At 30.4% G+C, this 24,802-nt stretch carries 27 protein-coding genes and 1 pseudogene; 1 reads left to right on the top strand and 27 read right to left on the bottom strand.

Annotation, left to right across the window (positions count from 1 at the left end; genetic code table 11):
- Positions 1 to 92: 92 nt before the first annotated feature.
- The 22 genes and pseudogenes from RBU61_RS02130 to RBU61_RS02025 form a co-directional block, all read right to left on the bottom strand.
- A complete protein-coding gene (locus tag RBU61_RS02130) occupies positions 93 to 974 on the bottom strand; it encodes a GyrI-like domain-containing protein (protein ID WP_308877885.1) in 882 nt (293 codons plus the stop codon).
- A gap of 113 nt (positions 975 to 1,087) precedes the next feature.
- Entirely contained in the window at positions 1,088 to 2,020 is a 933-nt protein-coding gene (locus RBU61_RS02125; protein WP_308877883.1) for a N(4)-(beta-N-acetylglucosaminyl)-L-asparaginase, read from the bottom strand.
- Between the two features lie 13 nt (positions 2,021 to 2,033).
- Positions 2,034 to 2,957: an ROK family protein gene (locus RBU61_RS02120; protein WP_308877882.1), complete on the bottom strand. Its 924-nt coding sequence runs from the start codon at positions 2,955 to 2,957 to the stop codon at positions 2,034 to 2,036.
- A 1-nt stretch (position 2,958) separates the two neighbouring features.
- Positions 2,959 to 3,720: a copper homeostasis protein CutC gene (locus RBU61_RS02115; protein ID WP_308877880.1), complete on the bottom strand. Its 762-nt coding sequence runs from the start codon at positions 3,718 to 3,720 to the stop codon at positions 2,959 to 2,961.
- Positions 3,721 to 3,856: 136 nt separating this feature from the next.
- Entirely contained in the window at positions 3,857 to 5,326 is a 1,470-nt protein-coding gene (locus RBU61_RS02110; protein ID WP_308877879.1) for a sodium:alanine symporter family protein, read from the bottom strand.
- Between the two features lie 213 nt (positions 5,327 to 5,539).
- Positions 5,540 to 6,379, bottom strand: a complete 840-nt coding sequence (locus RBU61_RS02105) for a response regulator (RefSeq protein WP_308877877.1) — start codon at positions 6,377 to 6,379, stop codon at positions 5,540 to 5,542.
- Complete coding sequence (locus RBU61_RS02100) at positions 6,376 to 7,653, bottom strand: sensor histidine kinase (RefSeq protein ID WP_308877875.1); 1,278 nt, start codon at positions 7,651 to 7,653, stop codon at positions 6,376 to 6,378. The genes RBU61_RS02105 and RBU61_RS02100 overlap by 4 nt, the downstream gene beginning before the upstream one ends.
- A 72-nt stretch (positions 7,654 to 7,725) precedes the next feature.
- Positions 7,726 to 8,664 carry a dipeptidase gene (locus RBU61_RS02095; protein ID WP_308877873.1) on the bottom strand — a complete coding sequence of 313 codons (939 nt, stop codon included), beginning with the start codon at positions 8,662 to 8,664 and terminating at the stop codon, positions 7,726 to 7,728.
- 85 nt (positions 8,665 to 8,749) lie between these two features.
- Positions 8,750 to 9,517, bottom strand: a complete 768-nt coding sequence (locus RBU61_RS02090) for an N-formylglutamate amidohydrolase (RefSeq protein ID WP_308877871.1) — start codon at positions 9,515 to 9,517, stop codon at positions 8,750 to 8,752.
- Between the two features lie 68 nt (positions 9,518 to 9,585).
- On the bottom strand, positions 9,586 to 10,308 hold the full coding sequence (locus RBU61_RS02085) for a protein phosphatase 2C domain-containing protein (RefSeq protein WP_308877869.1): 723 nt from the start codon (positions 10,306 to 10,308) through the stop codon (positions 9,586 to 9,588).
- 50 nt (positions 10,309 to 10,358) lie between these two features.
- A complete protein-coding gene (locus RBU61_RS02080) occupies positions 10,359 to 11,036 on the bottom strand; it encodes a DUF1905 domain-containing protein (RefSeq protein WP_308877868.1) in 678 nt (225 codons plus the stop codon).
- 67 nt (positions 11,037 to 11,103) lie between these two features.
- Positions 11,104 to 12,096 (bottom strand): effector binding domain-containing protein, encoded by a 993-nt coding sequence (locus RBU61_RS02075; protein WP_308877866.1) that lies wholly within the window; start codon positions 12,094 to 12,096, stop codon positions 11,104 to 11,106.
- Between the two features lie 195 nt (positions 12,097 to 12,291).
- Positions 12,292 to 13,179 (bottom strand): GNAT family N-acetyltransferase, encoded by an 888-nt coding sequence (locus RBU61_RS02070; protein ID WP_308877865.1) that lies wholly within the window; start codon positions 13,177 to 13,179, stop codon positions 12,292 to 12,294.
- Positions 13,180 to 13,227: 48 nt separating this feature from the next.
- Complete coding sequence (locus RBU61_RS02065; RefSeq protein ID WP_308877864.1) at positions 13,228 to 13,731, bottom strand: GNAT family N-acetyltransferase; 504 nt, start codon at positions 13,729 to 13,731, stop codon at positions 13,228 to 13,230.
- A gap of 38 nt (positions 13,732 to 13,769) precedes the next feature.
- A complete protein-coding gene (locus tag RBU61_RS02060; protein WP_308877863.1) occupies positions 13,770 to 14,288 on the bottom strand; it encodes a CHAP domain-containing protein in 519 nt (172 codons plus the stop codon).
- A 46-nt stretch (positions 14,289 to 14,334) separates the two neighbouring features.
- The gene (locus RBU61_RS02055) at positions 14,335 to 15,204 is read right to left on the bottom strand and encodes an alpha/beta fold hydrolase (RefSeq protein WP_308877862.1); all 870 of its coding nucleotides are present in this window, start codon (positions 15,202 to 15,204) and stop codon (positions 14,335 to 14,337) included.
- Positions 15,205 to 15,266: 62 nt separating this feature from the next.
- Complete coding sequence (locus RBU61_RS02050) at positions 15,267 to 16,097, bottom strand: GNAT family N-acetyltransferase (RefSeq protein ID WP_308877861.1); 831 nt, start codon at positions 16,095 to 16,097, stop codon at positions 15,267 to 15,269.
- A 57-nt stretch (positions 16,098 to 16,154) separates the two neighbouring features.
- Positions 16,155 to 16,838, bottom strand: a complete 684-nt coding sequence (locus tag RBU61_RS02045; RefSeq protein WP_308877858.1) for an amino acid racemase — start codon at positions 16,836 to 16,838, stop codon at positions 16,155 to 16,157.
- Between the two features lie 64 nt (positions 16,839 to 16,902).
- Positions 16,903 to 17,673: pseudogene (locus tag RBU61_RS02040) on the bottom strand (GNAT family N-acetyltransferase).
- Between the two features lie 147 nt (positions 17,674 to 17,820).
- A complete protein-coding gene (locus tag RBU61_RS02035; RefSeq protein ID WP_308877857.1) occupies positions 17,821 to 18,375 on the bottom strand; it encodes a histidine phosphatase family protein in 555 nt (184 codons plus the stop codon).
- Between the two features lie 88 nt (positions 18,376 to 18,463).
- Positions 18,464 to 18,904 (bottom strand): 2'-5' RNA ligase family protein, encoded by a 441-nt coding sequence (locus RBU61_RS02030; protein ID WP_308877855.1) that lies wholly within the window; start codon positions 18,902 to 18,904, stop codon positions 18,464 to 18,466.
- A gap of 442 nt (positions 18,905 to 19,346) precedes the next feature.
- Positions 19,347 to 19,823, bottom strand: coding sequence for a GNAT family N-acetyltransferase (locus RBU61_RS02025; RefSeq protein WP_308877853.1), 477 nt, complete (start codon positions 19,821 to 19,823; stop codon positions 19,347 to 19,349).
- A gap of 336 nt (positions 19,824 to 20,159) precedes the next feature.
- Between RBU61_RS02025 and RBU61_RS02020 the strand changes: the two genes are divergently transcribed.
- Complete coding sequence (locus RBU61_RS02020; RefSeq protein WP_308877851.1) at positions 20,160 to 20,636, top strand: GyrI-like domain-containing protein; 477 nt, start codon at positions 20,160 to 20,162, stop codon at positions 20,634 to 20,636.
- 373 nt (positions 20,637 to 21,009) lie between these two features.
- Here the strand turns inward: RBU61_RS02020 and lepB are convergent, their stop codons facing one another.
- The 5 genes from lepB to RBU61_RS01995 form a co-directional block, all read right to left on the bottom strand.
- Positions 21,010 to 21,615: a signal peptidase I gene (gene lepB, locus RBU61_RS02015; protein ID WP_308877850.1), complete on the bottom strand. Its 606-nt coding sequence runs from the start codon at positions 21,613 to 21,615 to the stop codon at positions 21,010 to 21,012.
- Positions 21,616 to 21,679: 64 nt separating this feature from the next.
- Positions 21,680 to 21,949 carry an HAD family hydrolase gene (locus RBU61_RS02010; RefSeq protein WP_374212504.1) on the bottom strand — a complete coding sequence of 90 codons (270 nt, stop codon included), beginning with the start codon at positions 21,947 to 21,949 and terminating at the stop codon, positions 21,680 to 21,682.
- A 92-nt stretch (positions 21,950 to 22,041) separates the two neighbouring features.
- Positions 22,042 to 22,833, bottom strand: a complete 792-nt coding sequence (locus RBU61_RS02005; RefSeq protein ID WP_308877848.1) for an alpha/beta hydrolase — start codon at positions 22,831 to 22,833, stop codon at positions 22,042 to 22,044.
- Positions 22,834 to 22,992: 159 nt separating this feature from the next.
- On the bottom strand, positions 22,993 to 23,748 hold the full coding sequence (locus RBU61_RS02000) for a class I SAM-dependent methyltransferase (protein ID WP_308877846.1): 756 nt from the start codon (positions 23,746 to 23,748) through the stop codon (positions 22,993 to 22,995).
- A gap of 240 nt (positions 23,749 to 23,988) precedes the next feature.
- Positions 23,989 to 24,744 carry an alpha/beta fold hydrolase gene (locus RBU61_RS01995; RefSeq protein WP_308877844.1) on the bottom strand — a complete coding sequence of 252 codons (756 nt, stop codon included), beginning with the start codon at positions 24,742 to 24,744 and terminating at the stop codon, positions 23,989 to 23,991.
- Between the last annotated feature and the right edge of the window lie 58 nt (positions 24,745 to 24,802).

Genomic DNA, 24,802 nt, shown 5'->3' with positions numbered 1-24,802 from the left:
ATATGACTTCCTTTCTTCTAAAGAAATTAAAGGATTTTTCTAGATCACTATAATATTATTTCTAAATATCCAGTTATCTGATCTTTCCCTCACTATTTACAAATTGGTTTAATTGCTATCCATACTTCTTGTCTATTATCTTGTAAATAACATTCTATTACAGGCAAATCATCTAAGTCATAGCCTGAGTTAGGTAGCCATTCTGTATAAAAGCTTTTATACACATTTTGAATAGAATCTGGCAATTCTCCATTAGCCTCGATTATTACCCAAGTGGCTTTAGATAATTGTAATTCATCCATATCTTCAGGAGTAATGACCTTGGTACATTCAGGTAAATCCACATAAGTCGTCACTCCTAGATAATAATCCATTTCCTTTGAATCTCCCCATTGTCCTCCTGCACTGACCCCAAGGAGTCCTACTGGACGCATATCTGTCTGACTCCAGAGTCCAAATAATCTTTCCATTGTACCATCATTACCTGCTGTTTCCCAAATCCTAGGAATTACTTGAAATGCTTTTTCCGTTTCAATTCTTTTTCTTATTCCTGAAATAGTAAATGCTGGCCATTGTTCAATTTGATAATTCATATGGTTACCTCCTGTAATAGTTATTTGGAAGGAAATCTTTGGGCATGACTTAAGATTGACCACCTCTGTCCGTACTTTGGATGGAAGTACACCATGAAACTTTCTAAATGCTCTGGTGAAAGCATCCTGAGAGTTATATTCATACTTTAATGCTATGTCAATTATATTTTCTCTACTATTCAATATATCAAAAGCTGCTAGTGTAAGCCTTCTGTTTCTAATATACTCACTTAAAGATTGGTCTGCAATATAGGAAAACATCCTTTGAAAATTATATATAGAGCATACTGCAAGTTTTGCAATTTCATCATAGGAAATTTCTTTATCAAGATTTTCTTCTATATAATTGATTACATTGTTAACACGTTCAATCCATTCCACCGTACTTATTTCCTCCTTTAGACTATAGAATATACTAATCATAAAAATTAATCTCGATTTTTCTTGCCCCAATTTATCGATTTTAAATTTATATCAATAATTTCTTTATTATCCTACTCTGTATGAGTATCGATCCATTCTTGAGTTGCCTTCACATAAGTGGTTTTGCCTTCGTTAAAGGATGCAATATATACTGTAGGCTTTTCAGTTTCAGTGGCTACAACAAAAGAAAACTTATTTATATTTGTTGCTACACCCCATTGTCCTTTATTGTTCATACATACTACAGAAATATCTTTTGCTTTTCCTCTTTTTGAAATCAATTTTTTATTTAATTTATTTACAGCTTTTTCCGCAGCATCCTTTGGGTGAAGTCCTTCTTCCATAAGACGTACTATCTCATATGAGATACAAACTTTCATTATATCTTCACCTACTCCAGTAGCACTGGCAGCTCCTATTTCGCTGTCTGCATAAAATCCTGAACCTGATAATGGTGAGTCTCCAATTCTTCCAGGTTTTTTCATAAAAAGACCACTGGTAGATGTGGCAGCAGCCATCTTTCCATTTTTATCTAGTCCAACTACTCCAACAGTATCATGTCCATCGTATGCTTTAAGTTTATCTAATTTAATCTCATTTTTCTTTTTTTCCCATTCCTTCTTTGAATAGTCTGTAAGCATATTCATCCTTTCAAATCCCATGTTATGTGCGTATTTTTCAGCACCTTTCCCCACTAAAAATATATTATATTTTTCATCCATAAGTTTTCTTGCAATTGAAATTGGATTTTTGAAGTCTTTAATACCACCTACTGCACCGATTGAAAGATTATCTCCATCCATAAAAGCAGCATCAAGCTCAACTTCGCAATCTTGGTTTGGAAGTCCCCCATATCCTACAGACCTATATTCTGGATGATCTTCTACCATTTTTATTGCCAGCTCAATAGCATCTATAGAAGATTCACCATTCTTTAATAATCCTTCTGCCTCCTCTATTCCTTCTAAAGCCATTCTCCAGGTACCTATTATTCCCCAACTCATTATATACCTCCTATTATTTTATATAATTCAATTTCTTTAGGGCTGTATAACAAGCCCCTACCAATCCTGCATCATTTCCTAATTTTGCTTGTATAATCTTAGTATATTGACCGTAGGAAGGCATTACTGTTTTTGAAAAAACACTATTTATTTCTTCAAAGAACAAATCACCTGATTCAGAAATACCACCACCTACTATAATCAATCCTAAATCCAATATATGAGTAATATTGACTAATCCTGTCACTACATGGTTTAGAAATTTATTATAGACTTCTACTGCTAAAGTCTCTTTATCTTTAACTCTACTTATTATATCTTTCCCAGTGATCGATCCCTTAGGAATATCTGATCTCCTTTCATACTCTCTCACTAGTGAAGAGGTAGACGCATATCTTTCATAACAGCCCCTACTACCACAACTACAATCTTCTCCTTCTTCATTAATGATTGTATGTCCTAATTCTCCAGTACCTTCTCCTACTCCTCTATGTAGTTTACCATCAATTACTATTGCTGATCCTATTCCTGTTCCAAGAGTCATGCATATAAAGCTATCTATATTTTTTCCAGCGCCTTTCCAATACTCTCCCATTGCCGCTGCATTGACATCATTTTCTATAAAAGAGTCTAATCCCGTTAATTCTTTTATGACCTTTACTAACTTTGTTCCAGTATAATCAGGTAAATTATTGCTTGCGAAAATGATCTCACCTTTGTCACTATCTATTTTACCCGCAGTACTTATTCCAATAGCCAATATATCATAATTATTCTTTAATTCATTTATCTTCTTTGATATCTCTAAGGGTATTTCTCTTCCACAATCCTTTTTAGGTGAAGGAAACTTATTTTTGAATAATATCTTGCCATTTATGTCTAATATACCATACTTTATGAAAGTACCACCTATATCAAAACACGCTATATTTTTCATTTTATTCCTCCTCTAAGAGATTTAAAATTTTAGTTATGCCCTTTACAGTACCTTCACAGGTAAAATAATTATCATATTCAGGAGTTATTGTATCTCCACCCATATTTACATTATGGTTTCTATATTCCATAACACTTTCTACCTTCTTTTTCGCAGATAAATGGACTTCCTTCACCCCAGTAGTTTGAATTATATCTTTTATATTATCTTGATTAATTCCTGATCCTGGCATAATAATTATTTTCTCATTAGCTCTATTAACTAAATCTTTAATCAAATTTATTCCATCTATTGCACTATTTTGTTGTCCGGATGTTAGTATTCTTTCTACACCCAATTCTATTAATATATCTAATGATTTAAAAGGATCTCTAGTCATATCAAAAGCTCTATGAAATGTAACTTTGAGAGGCTTAGATAACTCTATTAATTCCTTCATTCTTTCTATATCTATTTCACCATTAGGTTTTAAAATCCCAACTACTATACCATTCATACCATATTTTTTAGCGTATTCAATATCTTTTTTCATTACCTCAAATTCAATAGGAGAGTAACAGAAATCTCCGCTCCTTGGTCGAATCATTATATTAATATCAATATTTATATACTTTCTAGCTAATTTTATCATTCCTAAACTAGGGGTAGTTCCACCACCTATTAGATTGTCACAAAGCTCTATTCTATTAGCTCCCCCTCTTTCAGCAGCCAAAGCTGACTCTATAGAATCCACACAAATTTCTGTAATTATTTTATTACTCAAATCACCACCCCCTAATATGATTGTAACATTTAACCTCAAAAATATAAAGAAGGTAGATGGTCTTTGCCATCTACCTTTTTTACTTTAGGATATTATCCCTGTGTCATAAAATTTATTACTTCAATGTTGAGGATTATTATTTTATTATTGTTGTACTTAAGCCTTTTCTTAATACAGACTTTTTATTATTTTTCTTTTCTTCAATATTTTGATATTCATAAGTCCAGTGAAGTTTTCCAGCTACTATCTTTGAATCATAATCATCTAATATATATTTAACTTCTTTCGATAATAAGAATAAAGCTATTATATTTGGTACAGCCATTATACCCATAAACATATCTGCTAACTCCCATACAAATGTTGGATCTATTACCGTTCCTATTACTAATGCAGTAAGAACGATACCTTTAAAAGCATTTATAGTTACAGGCTTAGCATTTAGTACCATCTTAACGTTTGATTCTGCGAAGAAATACCATCCTACTATTGTAGTAAGTGAGAAGAATGATAAACAGAATGATAAAAACATCCCTCCAAAAGAACCAAATCCTGCTGCAAATCCATTCTGAGTCATTACTGTTGCCCCTTGAGTCATTTCAGCTGCTGAGATACCTATATTATATGCTCCTGATGCAATATTTACCATTACTGTTGATGTACAAATTAAAAATGTTGATATAAATACTCCTATCATTGCTGTAAATCCTTGTTCAGCTGGATGTTTAGTATCAGCCACTGCATGGGAATGTGGTGTTGAGCCCATACCAGCTTCGTTTGAGAAAAGACCTCTTGCTAGACCAAATCTTACCGTTTGCTGAACAGTTATACCTAGTACACCTCCGCCAATCGCCCCAGGTGAAAATGCTCCTATAAATATACTCTTTACTGCTGGAATAAAATTAGCATAATTCATTACTATAATTGCTAAACTACCTAATATATAAGCACATGCCATAATTGGTACTACTGTCTCTGCAAAGGATGCTATTCTTCCCATTCCACCCATTAATATAAGGGCCACTACTATTGCAAGTCCAATGGTAACTGCGATTACTGGTACTCCAAAAGCTTGACTTACAGATCCTGCTACTGAATTTGATTGTACCATTATACCTACAATACCTAATGCAATAATTGCGGTTATAGAGAAAAATACTGCCAACCCTTTAGATTTTAAACCATTTTTTATATAATATGCTGGTCCACCTACTAATTCTCCGTCTTTTGTTTCTCTATATTTTTGTGCTAAAACTGATTCACTAAAAATTGTCGCCATTCCAAAGAATGCAGATATTAACATCCAAAACGCTGCTCCTGGTCCTCCAGCTGCTATGGCTGTAGCTACCCCTACTATATTACCTGTCCCAACTTGCGCTGCAACTGCTGTTGATAAAGCTTGAAACGGCGTCATCTTTCCTTCTTCAACTTCTTCTTTGTTAACTATACCTGCCACCATTTCTTTTAATGCTGGAAATAATCTTGTAAACTGTGGGAATTTAAGTCTCACTGTCATATAAATTCCAACACCTATTAGACCAAATATTAATACATAGTCCCATAGAATAGTGTTTACGAAACTAACTATAGTATTTACTACATCCATTAATAAACCCTCCTGTTATTAAGTAATTTTAGTTATTAATTTTGATACTCACACAATGTAAATTAGTTTTCTAATTCACAGCCCTATTATAAACCTCGAGTTTCAAATAGTTATCAAAAGTTTCAAATCAGGATAAAAATTTATTAACTTTTTCTATAATTAGTCTACTAATAATAGAAAAACTATATAAGGCTAGCCTTATATAGTTTTTTATTATTGTCCTTTTCCATAATATACCATTCCATCTAAGAATTTTTTTATATTTACTTTCCCTCTCTTTTTAGTTTTTCCTCTAATAAAATCCATTTCTATTTTTAGTTGTTCAAAATTATATAGACCATTTGAGTACTCTGTAAATATTTCATTCATATAATCCTCTATTCCTATATTGGCAAGGTTAACCATCCCAACAGTTGCCGTTCTTCTAATTCTTTGTTCCATAGTTTTAGGATTATCGGTAAATTGACTACATAGTTCCTTTATTGTAAAGTCAGACATACTTTTATTTGTATCCATTAAATATTTAGCTATATCAAGTATATCCTGACTTCCCGCCTCTCCAATTAAACCAATTCTTTGCATCACTCTTTTTACGCCCTCTAAATTTTCAGATTTAGGCTGTTCTGTTTTTATATTTTGTGGTTCGCTAGAAAACAAACTTTGAATTTGAGATAGTTTCTTATTCATGTTAATTTTCTCTTTTACTTTATTTATTACTGTTTGTACTTCAATGGCATCAATAGGTTTCGAGATATAATATTCTATACCGCTTTGGTAAGCTTTAGCTATCATATCCTTAGAAGATACTTGAGATATCATAATATATTGAATATCAGGATAAATCATCTTTGCTTCTCTCACTAAAGTAATGCCATCTTTTCCTGGCATAAGTAAATCAACTAATACAATATCTGGTCTAAACCTTTCTATCTCATCTATCCCACTATTTCCATTATCCGCTTTACCTATTATATCTCCTAAATTAGTATCTATTATGATTTTTTCTAGGATTCTAATAATATTTTCATCATCTTCAATTATATATATTTTCATTCTACTTCTTCCTCCAATGATTCTTTTGGAATAGATATATGGAAGCTAGTTCCTTCTCCTACTTTAGAACTAACACTTATATTACCTTCCAATTGCTCTTCAACTATATATCTTACTATACTTAATCCAAGTCCCCTGTTTATTTCACCTGTACTATAATTGATCTTAGTTGAAAATCCAGGTGAAAAAATGTGATTTAATCCTTCTTCATCTATACCAGCACCATTATCAGTTATTGTAAAATTATGATTATCTTTATATAATTCATGTGTTACAATAATTTTTCCATCTTTTTTATCATCCGGCATAGCATCCATACTATTCATTATAAGATTACGAAGCATGGACATAAGATAATAGTGTTTAGATGTATAGAAATTTTCTTCTACATGGAATATTAGATTTATATCCTTATCTAATCTTCTTATTTCTCTTTTCATAGTTTCAGAAAGTATACTAATAATGTCTTTAAGGTCCATACCCTTATCATTAAGTTCATTTTCTGTAATCTCTTTCATTCCACGGATTACTAATCCATTTTCCTTTTTTATCTCATGGACTTCTCTAGCAATGGATAAAGCTCTATTTGCCCAAGTTTCATTATCCATATTAAGATTTATTTTTTCAAATAATTCATAGGATTGTGACATGACCTTCTCTATATGATCCATATTCTTTTCAATCCAATACATTTCAGTCTTTAATTGAGAAGTAAGCCACAATAATCTTTTATATCTCTTTTCATGTTCTTCCTTCATAAGAAACATCCTATAATATTTCAAAGCATTTAATACTAACCACAATATAGCAGAACGAATTATACTTACTGCAAGTAAGGTAATCCCCACTTCTTTGAGAGAAGAAAAAACATCTATAGAAGTTCTTACATATACCTCTATAAAGTTAGCACCAAAATCACTAATTACCATAGTAAAAAATAAAAAATTTATATTATTTTTATTTCCCTTCCTTATTAATAGAGTATATATAATAGAGTAAAACATATAAAATAATATTTCTTGTTGATAGGATGTTATGGCATCCATAATATTTCCTTTTCCTAAGTAATGAACTAGTACTCTAAGAAGATAGACCATTATCCCTGATAATATTCCTGTGGGAATAGGTTTTAAATCTTCATAATAAAAAAGAAATAACATGAAAGATATTATTCCTGCAGACACTATAAAGTTACTACTAATAAGTCCAACCCCTACCTGAGATGCTACTGCAACTACTAAAGAAACAAAAATCATCTTTTTATAATCTTTCAATCAATTCACCTCTATATGAATATAATGCAAAACTTGCTTTATGCAATCATAAATATTCATCTTTATAACAAATTATAATACATCCTTAATTACTCTCAAAGCATTTTTATAAAATATCTTATCTATTTCATCTTCTGAAAATTTATTGTCCTTTAATGCAAATCCTAACTTTTCTATTTCACCTATATTGTCTATTTCACAATTTGGATGGGATCCATCATAATCAGAGCCTAATGCTATTACATCTATCCCGCCTATATTTTTAATATGCTTAATATGCCTTATTATATCCTCTATCCTTGCATTCTTACTTTCACCTAGAAAATCTCTTTCAAAACATATACCCATAGTTCCACCTTTTTCTGATAAAACCCTTATCATATCGTCTGTAAGGTTCCTAGAGTGGTTCTTCATTGCCCTTGAATTTGAGTGGGATGCTATAAATGGCTTGGAACTTAATCTAGATACATCATAAAATCCTTTATCCGAAAGATGAGAAACATCTATAAGCATACCTAATCTATTCATTTCATGTACAACTTCCTCACCAAAACTAGTTAGCCCCTTATCTCTATAGTCCTCTTTTATATTAGGATAACCTATTTCATTAGCTGTATTCCATGTAAGAGTTATGGCTCTTACTCCTATTCTATAGAAATTTCTTAAATTATGTATTTCTCCTTTAATAGTTCCCCCTTCTTCTATGGCAAGTACAGCAGAAACCTTACCTTCCTTATGATTTTTTATTATATCTTCATAATTAGTTGCTAGAGAAATATTATTAGCGTTTTTTTCAAGTTCTATATAAAACTTATCAATCATCTCAAAGCATACTTCCAATGAATTCACAGCTTTTTCTAAATCTACCCACATAGCAAAGAATTGAGCTAATGAATTCCCTTTCTTCAACTTCTTAATATCTATACTAAAGTCATTCTCATATAGCCCTATATTCTCCTTATCTTCCATCATTCTTAAAATTGTATCACAGTGCATATCAATTGTTTTCATTGTTTTCACCTCTATAAATAATTTAATCCTTTATTATATAATACATCTAATATCTCTTTAATTGAAACTACTTTCTATTTAATTATTAATTTTCAACCATTTTCACAATATTTTTAAAAACTCTCTCTAAACGCTCTTTAGTTTTATTAAATAATATATCATCTCTATGATATATTTCTTCTTCTCCAAAATATCTATCCTCTATGTAACTGGTATACCGTATCTCAATTTGTATAGCTTCAACATTTTCCATTGAACTATAATGTGATACTATATATCCTCCTTTAAGACCTTTTTCGTCAACCTTCACAGTGAAACCTTCATCAACAAAAGCTTTCTGAACAATATATAAGAAATCATATGAGCATGTACTTCCACCACATGTTCCTAGTACAATATCAGCTGTAGATTGTGCATAAAAACTATGTAAATCAAGTAGATAAACTTTGTTTCTTTCTTTTAAGATATTGTTTATTTCATTTAATAAACAGGTATGATATGGTTCATAAAATTCTTTTATCCTATTTTCAACCACTTTATTAGGTAAAGAGTTTTCATAAATATGTTTACCAAATGTAGTTTTATGATAAATTAAAGATTTTGTATAGTCTTCTTCTATATATTTTTTATTAATATTTCTATTAACATCAACTACATATCTGCTATAGTTAAATGATATTTTTGTAATATTTGCCTTATATAGAAAATCATAAAGATCATTTAAAAACCAATCGTTATTTGTAAGTAATACATTTTGTATCATGCTATTTTCCATTTCAGATGTAATACAAGATGAGCCATGAGGAATACTAGCAATTACAGACGATAATATTTCTGGTCTTTCTATATGCACTGGTTCTATATTACCACTCCTCCCTTAATTCTCTACTATATCTTAACATAAATATACTGAAATAGTCCTTAAACCTGTACAACAATTATGGTTTTATCATCTAATTTATTAGCTGAACATCTTTCATTTACAATTGAAAAAAGCTTTCTGCAACTTTGTTCAATGGAAGATGAACTTCTTAAAACATCTACAAATTCATCCTCATCTATCCAGTCAGAAACACCATCAGTACAAATAATCAAAATATCATTCTGTGAAATTAAATATTCCTCTACTGCAATTTGAGGTATTACCATAGGCAGAAAGTTATCAAACATAGACCACATTTCATCTGGTATAGAGGAAATGGCTTTATCTATTTCTTCTTCTGTTAAAATTCCTAACTCAATTAGTTTTGCATATCTTTTCTTTGGCTTTATTATTTTTCTAATCTTATTTCCTTGGATTAAAAAAGCTGGGGTATCTCCTACAGCTCCTATACTCAATCTCCCTTCATCAACCACTGCCATAGTCATTGTTCCGAAAGAAAGGTGTCTATCTAGCTGAGATTTTTCTATTAATCTATTATTTGCCGCATTAATACAGCGAAAAATATATTGCTGTGAATTTAATCCTAAAGAATGGTAATCCAATTCTTTAATTGCATTCATACATATAATCCCTGCCTCAACCTTATCAAAAGCCCCTGAAGCTCCATCTGCTACGGCAAATACTTTTTCATCTTGTGATATATAATAACTATCAGCATTTATTCCCGAAGCCCCAACCTCTGTTAAACCATAGTATTCCATCTACTATTCCCCCCATTATATACTCCTATATTTTCAGACTTAACTAAGCTTCATTCCCTATATATCTCCAAATATGATGTTATTTTTCCATCTGGATGACAATTCTCAAGAACTCCAAACTCTGGATCATAAAATTTTCCTTTGAAATATAAAACCCAATGGCTATAATCTGGCATATGAACTGTTAGAATACACACTTCTGAATAGTTTGGATTTTTCTTAGAAATTCTCTTGTTAGTGCCAGAATGTTTTATTTTATAATAATCTAAAGCCTCAATTAGTTGTCCAATGCTCGTTGACCCTTTGGTATTCATAACCTTTATTACTTCTTCTGCATTAACCCCTGCAAGCATAGCTATACATGCTTGTCCACAGGCTCTAGGATTAGGTTGTTCAATATAATTTATCGTTTCTATCCTTCTATATTCAATTAGTTCATTGACTTTTGGTTTATTTTTTTCATTATTATCAACTATTTCCATATATATGTTTAAAGTATCCCCAGTACTTATTCTCGATTTTTCAATTATCTTTTTATTTATAGGTAGTAAGTAAGTGCCGTTTCCCCTTGGAATAAGAGCACATTCATATGGAGACTCATTTATACTTCCCTTAACTCTTATTGCTCCTTTTTTGTTGAATAAGTTCCATACATTAAAAGGTAATTCAATAAAAACTCTACTATTTTTATCATAATCTGGCATCGTCATATTAAATGAATGCTTCATCTTTATCCTCCTAATATTTACTTTAAATATGAATAGCATAAAAGGGAGTATCTACCTCCCCATTATCCTATTTCTGTTCTTTCAATTTTATTGGAAACAATAAATCAAGCTGATGTTCATCACTTTCTGGCCAATTGCGATTATAACGATATAGATAATTAAGCGATTCCTCTAGCAGACCTGCCATACATTCTCCACCATCATCAGCATAATTTGCCTCATATTTAGAATTATTGACATTAACCCAGTTTGACAGCCATTCCCATTCATGAAAGTTTCCAAAAGTAATCATATGGGCTGCATATAGTCCTCCATTAAAATGCTTTTTCTCAAGGGGAACTGGTACTTCCATATCTTCAGGAATTGTGATCCAAAATTCATACCCATAGTCATGTCTATCATTAGATGGACATGGATGATTAAATCCAAATACGCGAGCATCTGGTTTAATTTCATATAGATTACTTGTTTTTATAAAGTGTTCTAACTGTTTTTCTGCATTTTCCTCGGGATTTGCTCCAATATAATGACTTGCAGCTACTGTAAATGGTGGTAAATGAACAATTCTGACATTTTTAAGTGTCGATAGACTTTTTGCTGCCTTATTTAAATCTTCCATTGACTCTTCCTCCTTAAAACTAATTTTTTGTAAGGATAAGGAATCAATTGCATCAAGTATATAATCATCACTTAATATGCCAAGTTTCAATTTAAGTTTTGTTTTCTTCTGCAAAGTCTCAATAAGACGGTTTAGAATCACTTTGATTGTTGATAATGCCGCTATTTCGTCTTCTAAATTAGTTATATTTTGTTTAAATACCTCAATGGCCTGAATAACATCTTCGTTATTCAATATGTCGCCAATTTGTTTTAATGAAATACGTAGCTTTCTCAAGATCACAATTTGTTGCAAGCGTAAAATTGCATTCTCATCATAGCTACGATAGGCATATCCTTCTTTTTTAGAGCTGACTAAAAGTCCTATTTCTTCGTAATATCGAAGTGTTCTTGTAGAAATTTTAAAAGCATTTGAAACTTGACTAATTGTTTTTAATTCCATATAGATTCCTCCTCCCTTTAACAAACAGTATAAGGTACGACACGACGTCAAAGTCAATATGATATGGTGAAATTTTTCCATATTTAGTGTTAATATCAAAATTAATAGCTATTAACGATTGCTAACTCTATGCTTTTCATTTGTCATAATAATTAAAGCAACCCTATAGCTCATATTATATCCTAGACAGATCTATTACAATTCATTTCTCATAATACATAATTCTTTTATTTCCTTAACTGCATTGTAACCTCTTTTTTCATATAGTGATTTAGGCTGCCAATTGTGTTCATCTGGAAATGATAATACTTCTATTGATTCATATTTTCTATTTTTTACTTCTTTTTCAAGATATTCTATTAATCTTGAAGCTACATCATATCCGCTCATTTCTTTACGAACAGAAAGGCAGGTAATCATAACACCATTGGTACTTTTACTTGATATTGGAAATCCTAGTTTTCTTGATATATTTAATGGAAATGCCTCAATAAATCCTACTGGTTCATGGTTATAGTATTCAATATAACCAGCTAAACTGCCATTCTCTAAACTTTCCTCTAAAAATCTTCTCTTTAATTGTTCATATTTAACCCAATTCTCAGGAATATATGATTTTTCATCTAGATATGGATTGTATTTTGTACAAATAATACAACTATCCCTAAGGAGTTTTCCATCATATTTCTTAATCTGAAATTTATCTATATCATATTTAAGTCTCTCTTTAGTGATTGCTCCATAATTAAATTTATAATCTTCCTCTTCGAAGGATATACCGTGTTCCTTTAAGGCATTTGATATAAATTTCTTTGATGGAGGAAAACCTTTTATTTCATTACCTTGAATAAATAACTTTCCAAAAAGAAGTGGGTATGTCCCATTTTCCCTAACACTTTCTATTATTTCTTCTTCACTAAAAAACCAAGAGTATAATGATTCAAATTTACAATCAAAAATATTAAATGATTCAAAATCAACCTGCTCTTTATACTTCAAAAATAAATTACGAAGACGATCTAATGAAGCAAATGATTCGGGACAAATTGGAACATAGAAATATCTTGCTACAATTTTTTTCACTATAAGTCCTCCTATGATAACAATTTTATGTAGTTATTCTTCTTATTCTCATATATCCAATATATATCTTAATTCAATAGGTTTATTGGAAAACCGACTATGCTTTTTAGTACCATCAAATGTGAAACCATACTTTTCATAAAATCCTATTGCCCTTACATTTTCTTCATAAACCCATAGTGAAACTCTTCTACAGCCTTCATCTCTTAATATACTTATAACTACATCCATTAAATTAGCAGCTAATCCTTTTCCCCAGTATTCTTCAAGGAGATATATTGAATAAATAGAGCCGCACTCTTCTAGTTGCTCATCATTATCTTTATTTGCAAATACTAATCCACAAGGTATGCCGTCGCAAATTCCAATCAAAATAATTTCTTCATCTTGAATAAATCTTTTAAACTGCTGTTGTCTTCTTTGCTTATCTAGGAATTTAGTTATTTCATTCTCGGGTATAATACTAGAATAAGCTGATCTCCAACTTTCAACGATAACATTTGCTAGAGATTCAACATCTTCTATCACAGCTCTTCTAATCTCATATTTCAATAGAATCACCTCACTTAGAATAATTTTTCTGGTTTTGATTATCTTATGAAGTTATAATCTTCAGGTATTCTGATATATCCTCTTATATTTTTATTCTTATTTCTTTTTACAGTTCCAGATACATTATTGAGATTTCCTTCAGCGACAACTATATAGCTATCATAATTTTCCAGAACTATGCCAATGTGATCATGGGGTTCATTTAAAAAAACATTATTAAATATTACAATATCTCCTTTACTTGGAATAAAACTATTATTTTCAACTGGATAATAAAATTGATTTTCAGGTAAACTACCCCATGATTCCCACGCGGAACAACCTGCAAAGTTACATTTTACATTTTCATTGGGAAATTTTACTGGAATATTAAACCCAGCCTTCATACAACAGTAATAAACAAATGCAGCACACCATCTACCATCCCAATTTTCCAGCGACCATTTAGGAAATAAATTAATTATTGGCTCAATGTTGGACTCAAGCCCCATAACATTTCCATGAAAACATTTTTGTTCTTCTAATTTGGCAATTTCAGCTAGCTTGTCTCTTTTCATAAATTCCTCCTATAAATAACAATGTTTCTTTTTCTGTCTTACGTTTTTAAATTAGGGACTTTAAACACTCAATTACCACATCTGGTCTATTTATGTATATTAAATGTTCACTCTCTGAAGCAATTATAAATTTTCCTTGATTAGATAGCAGTGCCAATTCTTCTTGTAATTCACGCCATTTATTTTCATGTCTAACTGCTTCTTCCTCTGGAATATCATATTTCATCCAATCTCTAACAGATGCCATCTTATCCCTAGCAATTACTCTTAAAGGAACATCTGGGAATGTATCCATGCTTTTAATATCTTCTCCATCATGTATCCAATTTGCAAATTCATCTGATACTGTCTTATAAAGATTTGGATTTCCGAAAAATTCCACAACATCTTGTAACTCTTCACTACCTACATACTTCTCATATTTAGAGGTCATATCTGTATTTTGGCTAATAAGCTCTTCTCTGGATTTAAAAGATAATTCATTAAATAAAGCAGTCATCTTATCTATTGATGTTTGTGAATTTATCATTGGAGTATCAAGATTATCTAGCTGCTCTAAGTTATATGAAGTTGAGTCCAATAATACTATAGCTTTAATTTCATCGGGATACATTTTTGCATATTGTTGTACACATAGTCCACCGAAGGAATGTCCCATTAAAATATACTCTTCTTTGATTCCAATTTCTTTAAGCATTGTATTTAATTCATATGCTATATTTCTTGTTGTTCTAGAGGATTTTGGAAGACTACTCTTACCATATCCTTGTCTATGGTAAATAATAACTGTAAAATAATCCTTTATCTGTTCAATAAGTGGATATAAATCATAAAATGAATTTCCTATTCCTACATCTATGACAAGTATTGTATTCCCATTACCAACAACTTTATATTCATAATTTATATTACCCACTCTTATCTCTCCTATCTATATCTTAATTATCTACTAATAGCAATGTTAGTAAGGTTCTTCATTTATTTTCCATAAGTATGCTCTGCAAAACAAGCTATTTCAATAAAATCATTTCTTTCATATAATTTTTTAGCACCAGTATTTGATTTCGCAACTCGAAGTCTTATATTCTTAATAGATTTGTCTACAGACATATTTCTAATGCAATGTGCTAGTATATAACTTCCATATCCTTTATTTTGAAATATTGGTTTGACAACAATATCTGTTATGTAGTTTTGCTCAAAACTATATGCACCTACTAACTCATTATTTAACCAAAATGAACGCACTTGACTAAGTTTATTCAAGTCATTAAGTTTTTGGCAAAATTTATTTTTATTTACAGCATAACCATTTACTTTCCATTCATTATCTATATTTAGTTGAAAATATGAACTATCAAACAAATCAATAAATTCTTCTAGCATATCCTGCTCAAAACCTTTTTCAATCAAATTAGCTTTTTTTATTTGTGGAAGTTCTCTACCAGTATACTCAAGATGATATCCTTCCATATCTGATCTAAAGCCTAATTTGCTTACTAAGTCAATTATCTTTTGATTTTTACCATATATGTTAAAGCATAATTCTTTTGAGCTTATTCTTGAAATATATTCTTTAGTATTATCATTAATTGCTCTTAAGATATCTTCTATATTCTTTTCATTAAGAAATGAAGCATAGAAAATACAGCAATCATCATTATCAACAATTATAAATACACCTTTATTTTCCTCCGTAAATAAAGAATATAATATTTCAATCCTCTTATTTTCAAAGGATTTTTGTACATAATCTTTTGCATGAGGAGAGATATTCCCTATCAACTTTAATATCTCTTCATAGGACATCTTATCAATCCTTTCATTAATTATTTGACTATTTATGTATTAGATATTGATAGCCTCTTACTTTAAATACTCTTTTATTAACGACTCAGCTAAGGCATGAGATGAATCTATAAAATTTACCTCATTCTTAAATTTATTTTTTAGAATACTTAAATCGGTACAGGCTATAATTATATCATCAATATCTTCGGCAATAGCATCTTTAACTAACTCATTCCAATATAAATTGACTTCAGATATTTCCTTGTTCTCTTTTATCATTTGAATTATAATATTTATTTTTTTCTGCCAATCACTTCTGAATATAAATTGATTGTCTGAATTTAATATTCCTTTTTGATATAGTTCTGAATTAAAAGTTGATTCCGTAGCAAATATAGTTATCTTTTTATTTGAATCTACTTTTTTCATGGTTTCTTCAACAATATTTAATAATGGAATGCTAATTTTTTCCTTTAGTTCATCAAAATATATATGGGCAGAATTACACGGCATAGCAATACAACTAACACCTGTTGATTCAAGATGTTGAATTCCTTCAATTATGGTTTCTCTCATTAACTTATGATCAATTGGACGATCTAAATAAAATGGTGTAGGCAGAGAGTAAATCATAATATGTGGATAATCTATATCATGTTTTGCACCGTATTGAATTTGGCATTGATCTAGTACTGATTCAAGAAATGGTGATGTGGATCTTGGTCCCATTCCAGCTAATATTCCTATTGACTTTTTCATTCACTATGTCCTCCATTCTTATATTGCTCTTGCTTATATACTTAACTAAGTGCTTATCTAAATTTTATGAAATAGAATACACCTCATACTCCTTATCAAAATGATATCCTAATTTTTCAGCAAGAGCCACTGATCTCATATCTACCGCATCCCAAACAGGATATATCTTTTTTTCTAGACATTCTAAAATCAGTTTAGAAGCACAAGCCAAAGCTAGTCCCTTCTGTCTATATTCTTTCTTAGTTCCAATAGTAATATCAATATATCCTTCACAATAACTATAGGAAGATGCGGCTGAAATAATCTCTCCTTTATATGCGATTACATATCCTATTCCATGTTTCATAAATCCCTCTAAAGACGAAAAGTTTGAACAGCAATCTGCCATGAAACTATCTTCTAACACCTTATAATAAAAATCTTCATCAATCCTATCTATTTTAAATTCATCCTCAACAGCCTAAATATAATCATTGAGAAGTTTTTCTTGAAATACATCATGTTCCCTTTTTATAGCATATCTTTTAAACTTTTTAAGACTATAAGAATAATATTTCTCAATAGTAGAAATCCACAAAAAACTATCTGCAACAATGATTCTACCTTTACATTTATCAAGTAACTCCTTTACCTTGATTTCATCTTTTTCGTCTTTTTCGTCTTTAATGCTTCCTAATAGGTAACAAAAGTCAGCAACCAAAACATTTCCTATTGTAGGATCATCCTTGCTATCAACCCAGGCTTTTCCCATATTTCCTTCGACAACTGCCCAGAGAACAACACTCTTTTTTCCTTCACATAGGGAACGGAGATTATATATTTCTTCATTTAGCAACTCTATCAAGGTAAAACCTCCTTATAATATGATTCGCAACAGATTGACTTCAATATTGTTTTCTAATCATTATTGCTTATCATTACGATATCAAGAAAATATTATCATTCCTCTCCCAATAATTTCTCAATTTTCATTTCTCACATATTAAATCTTTATATTTATAATATTTTCCATATTTCCATCTTTAAACTGTAACTTAAATACATCTGGCATCTTCATTGATTTCCAAAAATCATAATTATATTTTTTATCAAAAAAATTTAAGATAGCAGCTAATATTGTCCCATGTGTTCCAATTACAATATTCTCACCGCTATATTTTTCTATAATATTCTTTAAGGCATTAATTCCTCTAGCTTGTACTTCATTTAAATTTTCTCCATCTTCTAAATAATAATCGAAATCATTCCATTGCTGTTTTGTAAAAAAAATGAAATCTTCAACTGGCCTATTTGCAATTTTTCTTTCTCTAAAGTCATCTACTATCTCTATAGTTACTCCCCTATTTTCTGCTATACCTCTTATAGTATTTATTGCCCTTAAATAAGGACTCGATATTACTCTAGATATGTAATATTCTTTAAATAATTCTGTTAACCTTAAAACATCTTTACTTCCCTTTTCTGACAATGGTCTACTATATTCATCTGGAATATAATCAACCTCTGCATGCCTAACTAGATAAATATTTGTGTACATCTCTATTCTCCCTCTTTTCATATAACCTTAAGAATAAAATATAAGTAACTCACATTCTCCTTGTATATTTAATAATTTTTCTATCCAATTAATCCTGGTAAATTAATTTTTCAGAACATATAAAACGAGTTGGCCAAAATTCATATAGATAAATATAATTGATATACCCTTCAAATGCTTCAAACTTGTCAGCTACAATTGGTAACGCTTGATAAATAATATTAGGCTTATCAATTAACATCGTCGTATGTGGAGTCCAATTATGGCTATCACTAAAGTTTTCCTTCAATTCAAGCAATTTTCGATTCAAGTCAGGTGCGATGAAGAGAACTTTTGAACCTCCAAAAATTCCAACATGATTAAACGTTATTGTAAATGCTTCTGTTTTAGCAGCTACTTTTTTTAAAAGCTCTCTTATCTCCATTTCTTGTGAAACTCTAAAAGTCCCTAGTGTTATATGCTGTGGCAAATCTTTCGTATGCTCTCCATCATAGCCTTTTTTATAAAGTTCCATTTGTAGATTTGCCAATGATTTTTCCGTATTATCATCATATCCCTTAAGTACTATATTAAAATTATTAAAATTGTAATAGCTATCCTAGCTAATAATTCTATGTTTTTAAAGCAATCACGATTATAAAATCAAATTTTAAGAGCTCTTCTTCAGCTGAATTTAATATAAAAATCCTTCAGTTGAAATATGATATATTACCCCTTAAAATTGTATCTTAATCCTAGTACATCTATATCTTCTATACAAACACAATATCACAAATCATAACATAATTACTTAACCTCTAATTCTCTTTGATTTCCAAAGCACCATGTGAGCATTGTTGTGATACAATTATATCTGGAATATTCTTCTTATCTATATATGAATTCCCTATCTCCGCTCCCCCCGAACCATGTAAAATAAGATTAGAGGGTACTTCTTAGATTCATCTTCCACAATTTCTTTCTCATAATATTTATTGCCCTATATACTCCATATAATAAAATTCATCTTCCGAATCATCAAAAGTCTTTTTCATATATTTATCTTTAATTTCAAAGCCAACATTCCTATAACAATTAATTGCTCTTTTATTGAAGCTTCTTACTTCAAGTACTATCCCATTGTCAGGAAACCTTCTCTTACATTCTTCAATTAATAATTTCATAATATTTTTTCCATGACCTTTTCCACAAAAACATGGTCTTAGTCCAATTCCTATATATGCCTTATCAAACTTTAAACTTACCCTGCCATAAGAAATCAATTCATTATTTAAAACTATAGCAACAAATTCTGATTTCCTTTTCTTCTCTATTGACAGTCCCCATTTATTCTTTACTACAGTTTCCCAGTCTGAAAAATTATATATTGAATATTCTCCTTCATATCTCCAATTACAAATCTCTTTAGCTTGTTCTTCTGATAGCTCCATAAGGGTATAATCATCCATAAATATCTCTCCTTATATTATATTTTCCATATAGTACCTACCTCCATGTCATCATAATATCACCTTTTCCTTAATACATAATAGTGAAATTCAGTCCATTTTCTAATTTTCATACAAGGTTTCTAACAATATAATATTCTACAATTTTTTCTAAACTCCTTCTTTTATCTTTAAATCCTTTTCAATAAAAAATAAAGCAAATAATATCTCTCATTTATATAAAATATAGTCTAAATAACACTTATATAAAACTGGTGACAATATTCTGAAAATATGATATGATGGCTAAAACAAGAATTTGAACTTTTAATTACCATCAAAATAGGGGGTTATAGTATGAAGTTTAGAATTATATCATTGCCAGCATTTAAAGCAGCTTCTTCAGGTGTGGATAAGAATTTTGATTTTTCTCCATCAGGTGTTTTAGGGAAATTCAATGACTATTTTTCTATCATCAAACCATCTGATAGGGATAGTTTTTTGCCACGAGATTTCTTATACTTTGATGAAGAAAATCAGGGACTTATATGGATATTTGCACTTAGCGAAGATATAGATAGTGGTGGAAATGAAGTAATTGATTTTGACGGAGGTTTTTACCTGACATACGCATACAAAGATGGCGATGACGATATTAGGACAAAACTCTATAATGAAGCTTTAAAATATATTGAAGAATCGGAGGTCTTTGAACTAGACATAAGACCAAATCATTATTCCATGGGACATATTATTACTCCTCCCGAAATTATTGAAGCTCAAGGCTGGGCTCAAATGGAAGCCTTTATTCCAATTAAGTTAAAAGATAATTAAAATCTTGTAATAGTCACTTGTAGAAAACCTCAGATTTGTTTTATCTGGTTCAAGCTATGAATTATTTATAGATAAAAAATACTTACATCATAGACACTCTCTTTACCTTAATAACTTAGTATAATCCACAAGATATAAACAAATGGAAGTCATTTTTGACTTCCATTTAAAAATATAATATTTTCAATACTATTCTAAAACATATCCTAAATAAAAAACAAGACAAATAGTATTATCTATTTACCTTGTTTCATCAAAAATTAAGTAAAAGCCTTATAATATATATCATCATATATTAATCCCAATTTTATATATATAAATTCTTACACCATATCCTATGGCTATCCTTTTAGCTTATAGAAATAGTCTCTACCTATTTTATATCTCCTAGTTTATTAATTGGCCAAAATCTAAATATTGCTTTACCCTCAATACTCTTATAATCCACAAGACCAAATGCCCTACTATCATTACTATGTTCTCTATTATCTCCCATTACAAATAGTTGCCCTTCAGGTACAATAACGGGATATTCTACGGTACTATTAATTGTATTACCTTTAACGTATGTCTCTTCTAGTAGTTTATCATTTACATATACTTTTTCATCTTGAATATCAATTTTGTCTCCTGGAACTCCAATTACTCTTTTAATAAACCTATTCCTACGAGGTTCTCCTTGAAACTTCATTTTTATATCTTCTAATGCAGTTATAATTCTATCATTAAAGCCTTCATTTATTTCACCTTGAAGAAATACAACAATATCTCCAAATTGAGGCTCTGAAAAATGATAAGAAATCTTATCTATATATAGCCTTTCTCCTTCAAACAAAGTATTCTCCATAGACCATTGTTTCACTTCAGTTAACGCATATACCTCAGTATTAAGAAATAATACAATCACAAATGATACAGTTAAATATAAACTCCATTCCAATACCTCTCTTATAATGGTCTTTCCATTTATTTTTTTCATAATTATTTCAACTCCTTAAAATGTTATTTAACAACACATGACTTAATTTAAAATAAGATTTGAACTACAATAAATCTAGCAATTCTTTCAATTTAGATATTTCATTATCAGACTTAATGCCAGTATCACTTAAAGTAAGACTCTTATTTAACCATATTCCAGCCAAACCTAATTTTTGTGCTGGCTCAATGTCACTTTGAAGATTATCTCCTAACATTATAGCATATTTTGGATGATTAATTCTTCTTAAAGCCGTGGTCTTTTGCCATACATCAAAGAAATGTTTTTTTCCATCTTCAGACTCAGCTTGTTCGAACTTCTCCCAAAGGAATATCAGCTTGATTATGCTTCACTCTAAGTAAGAAATTATAGTTTTCCCTACCTCTATCACTCCTTCCCTATGAGTACCCTTGCTCAAGCACTTTGTTAGATGATGTTTGACACTTGCCCGACTCTGTATTTATTAACTATTTCTGTTATTACATCCACAATTAATTCTGGTTCATCATTTTGTATATAGTGTCTACTTTTCTTTGCTACAATAATTTTACTATCACTAGATAATTTCTTAAATTCAAATTGAAGCTTTTGCTCTACATCTAGAATTTCTTGGTTAGGCCAATCTTTTTTATAATTATCAGGTAACCCTCGAGTTATTACTGTTAATGGAAATTCAAACACACACTTATGTTTATCTACTTGCTTATAGCTTTCGATTTTATCAATTTTTTCAGAATTAATCATTGGATTACTGTAATATTCTCTGTTTGAAGCTTTTAAGTGATTAGGTAAAACTTTTTCAAAAGCTAATTCTTTATATTCGGGAGCAGCGTCCACTAATATTATCCCCACTATTAAATTTGGATAAATACTTGCAAACAATCTTGACACCATTCCTCCGAAAGAATGCCCGACTAAAATAAAAGGGGGCTTAACTGATACTCTTTGCAAAAGCTCAGACAGATCCTCTATAATATCTAGACATGTACGAGGAATTACTGAAGTATCACTTCTACCTATTCCTGCTCTATCATAAGAAAAAGTTGTAGTAAGTAATGATATCTTATTTTGAATATGGGTCCATACTTCACTGCTATCACCCATTCCAGCCTCAAATAATACTGTTGGCGATCCATTTATATAATACTTACTAAACAGCTCATATTCCTTAATTTTGCTTCGTTCATTTTTATATCTAACTTCTTCTACATTTTTCATTATATCATTCCTTCAATAAATTTATTTCCACAGAAAATGTGATACCCACCATCCTAAAATTACTCCCATCTATACCTTTACGCAAATATATTATTACACTATGGATTTCTTAAATTTGTGAAGTAGTAATTACCATTACCCTTCTTTTTAATCATTTTCCTATTCTAATTTTTCTGCATATATAGTAAATTCTCCTGGTATTTTACTATCATTCCAACTCGGGTGTTCAAAGAATTCTTTCAGTACAAAACCGGCACAAATTACAGCGTTAATTATCTCACTTAACGTATAGTATCTAAGATGACAAGTTGGAAAATCCTTCTGTTCATCTTTATCAAATTGGACTGCATATGCTACTTCACCATCATGGATATCACAGTCAAAATAGTTTCCATCTGTATGTAATGAACTCGCTCCTCCCTGCCCTATTGGGATTATCTTTCTATAGGGATGAAAGTCACTTAATACAAGCTTTGCATTGTTCTTAGATATTTGATACAATATTCTGGCAAATTCATTAATGTCGATAAAGTAATGCAAAATGCCACCTTCTAGATATAAAATATCAAAATAATCTTTATATTTTTGAATATCAATATCATAAATGTCCCCTAGGATATAATCAATTGACGTCTCTGCACTTTCTGCTAATTCGAGAGCATATCTCATATTTTCTTCGGATATGTCAAACACTGTAACCTGTGCACCCATAATTGCTAATGGAACAGCTTTTCGACCATTTGATCCACAGAGATTAGCAATTTTTAAATCTTTGATATTATGAAAATACTTTTGATGTTTTTTTAGGCATCTCAAAGGATCTTTTTTTATCTGAATCGCTTTATCTTTAGGATTCCCATCACGCAGATTCCAGAACTCATAAGCACGATACTCCCATGCAATCTTATTTTTCATAATAACTTATCCCCCTAATATAGATTACTGAATATTTGACTAAAAATAGCGTACAATGTCTTATAAAGTCTCTTGTATTTTCGCCATCCCTTAACTGGACACCAAAAAAGTACCCCTTACCGGAGCTTTATTCCCGATGAAGGGATGTGGTACACATTGCCTAAGATTATGCCCTAGTGCACTCTTGCACAAACATTGTTATAGAATGCCTTAACCTACGAAACCTTATACCTCGCAATATTAACCAAGATGTTTTGTAAACCATTCCGTAGCTAATTTTATTACTATATGAAAATGCTCAAGGAAACTATGATCTGCTCCATCAATAACTTCTAATTTTGAGTCATTTGAAAGCAATGCCATTGCTGCTTTGGATCTTTCGTAGAGTAATTTTTCTTCTTCATCATTATTCCCATGAATTATTAGAACTGGACAATTAACATCCTTTAATAGCTCCCTCTGATCAATCAACTCAAAATCTTTTAGAATTCTTTCATCAATTATAGTCTTTTTTCTTAGTTCTTGTGGCGTATACTGTGTCAAATATCCCTTTTCCTCCAGTTCTTCCATTTGTTCTTTTGTAAAGAATTCATACCAGTTATACTTCATAGAATCAGTTGCAGCACCTGATAAAACCATTGTTATTATCTCAGGAGTATAATTTTTTAAACAAATAAGAGTTCCAAGACTATGACCATAAAGTGCAATTTTTTTATATCCTTTTGACTTTACAAATTGAATTGCAGACTTCAAATCATCTACTTCTTTTTCAACAGTTAAAATATCATCATCACTTTCTCCACATCCACTAAAGTCAAAAAGTAAAGCACTGTAGCCTGATTTGCTAAATGCTGTAGCAAGCCTTTCAAATCGTCCCTTTGAATGCTTGTTCGACATAAATCCATGACACATTATAATTATTGATTCAAAAGTAGATGGGTATAGGTGCCCAACTAAGTTTAAGTTCCTTGAATTCTTAAATATGACTCGTTCCATTATCGTTCCTCCTCAAAAATCAACCTTCTACCTTTAAGTGAATTTAAATAGTCTATCA

The sequence above is a fragment of the Tissierella sp. MB52-C2 genome (genome assembly GCF_030931715.1).
Taxonomy (GTDB): domain Bacteria; phylum Bacillota; class Clostridia; order Tissierellales; family Tissierellaceae; genus Tissierella.
Note: the sequence above shows the minus strand (reverse complement) of the source record. Positions and strands in the feature narration are given on the sequence as shown.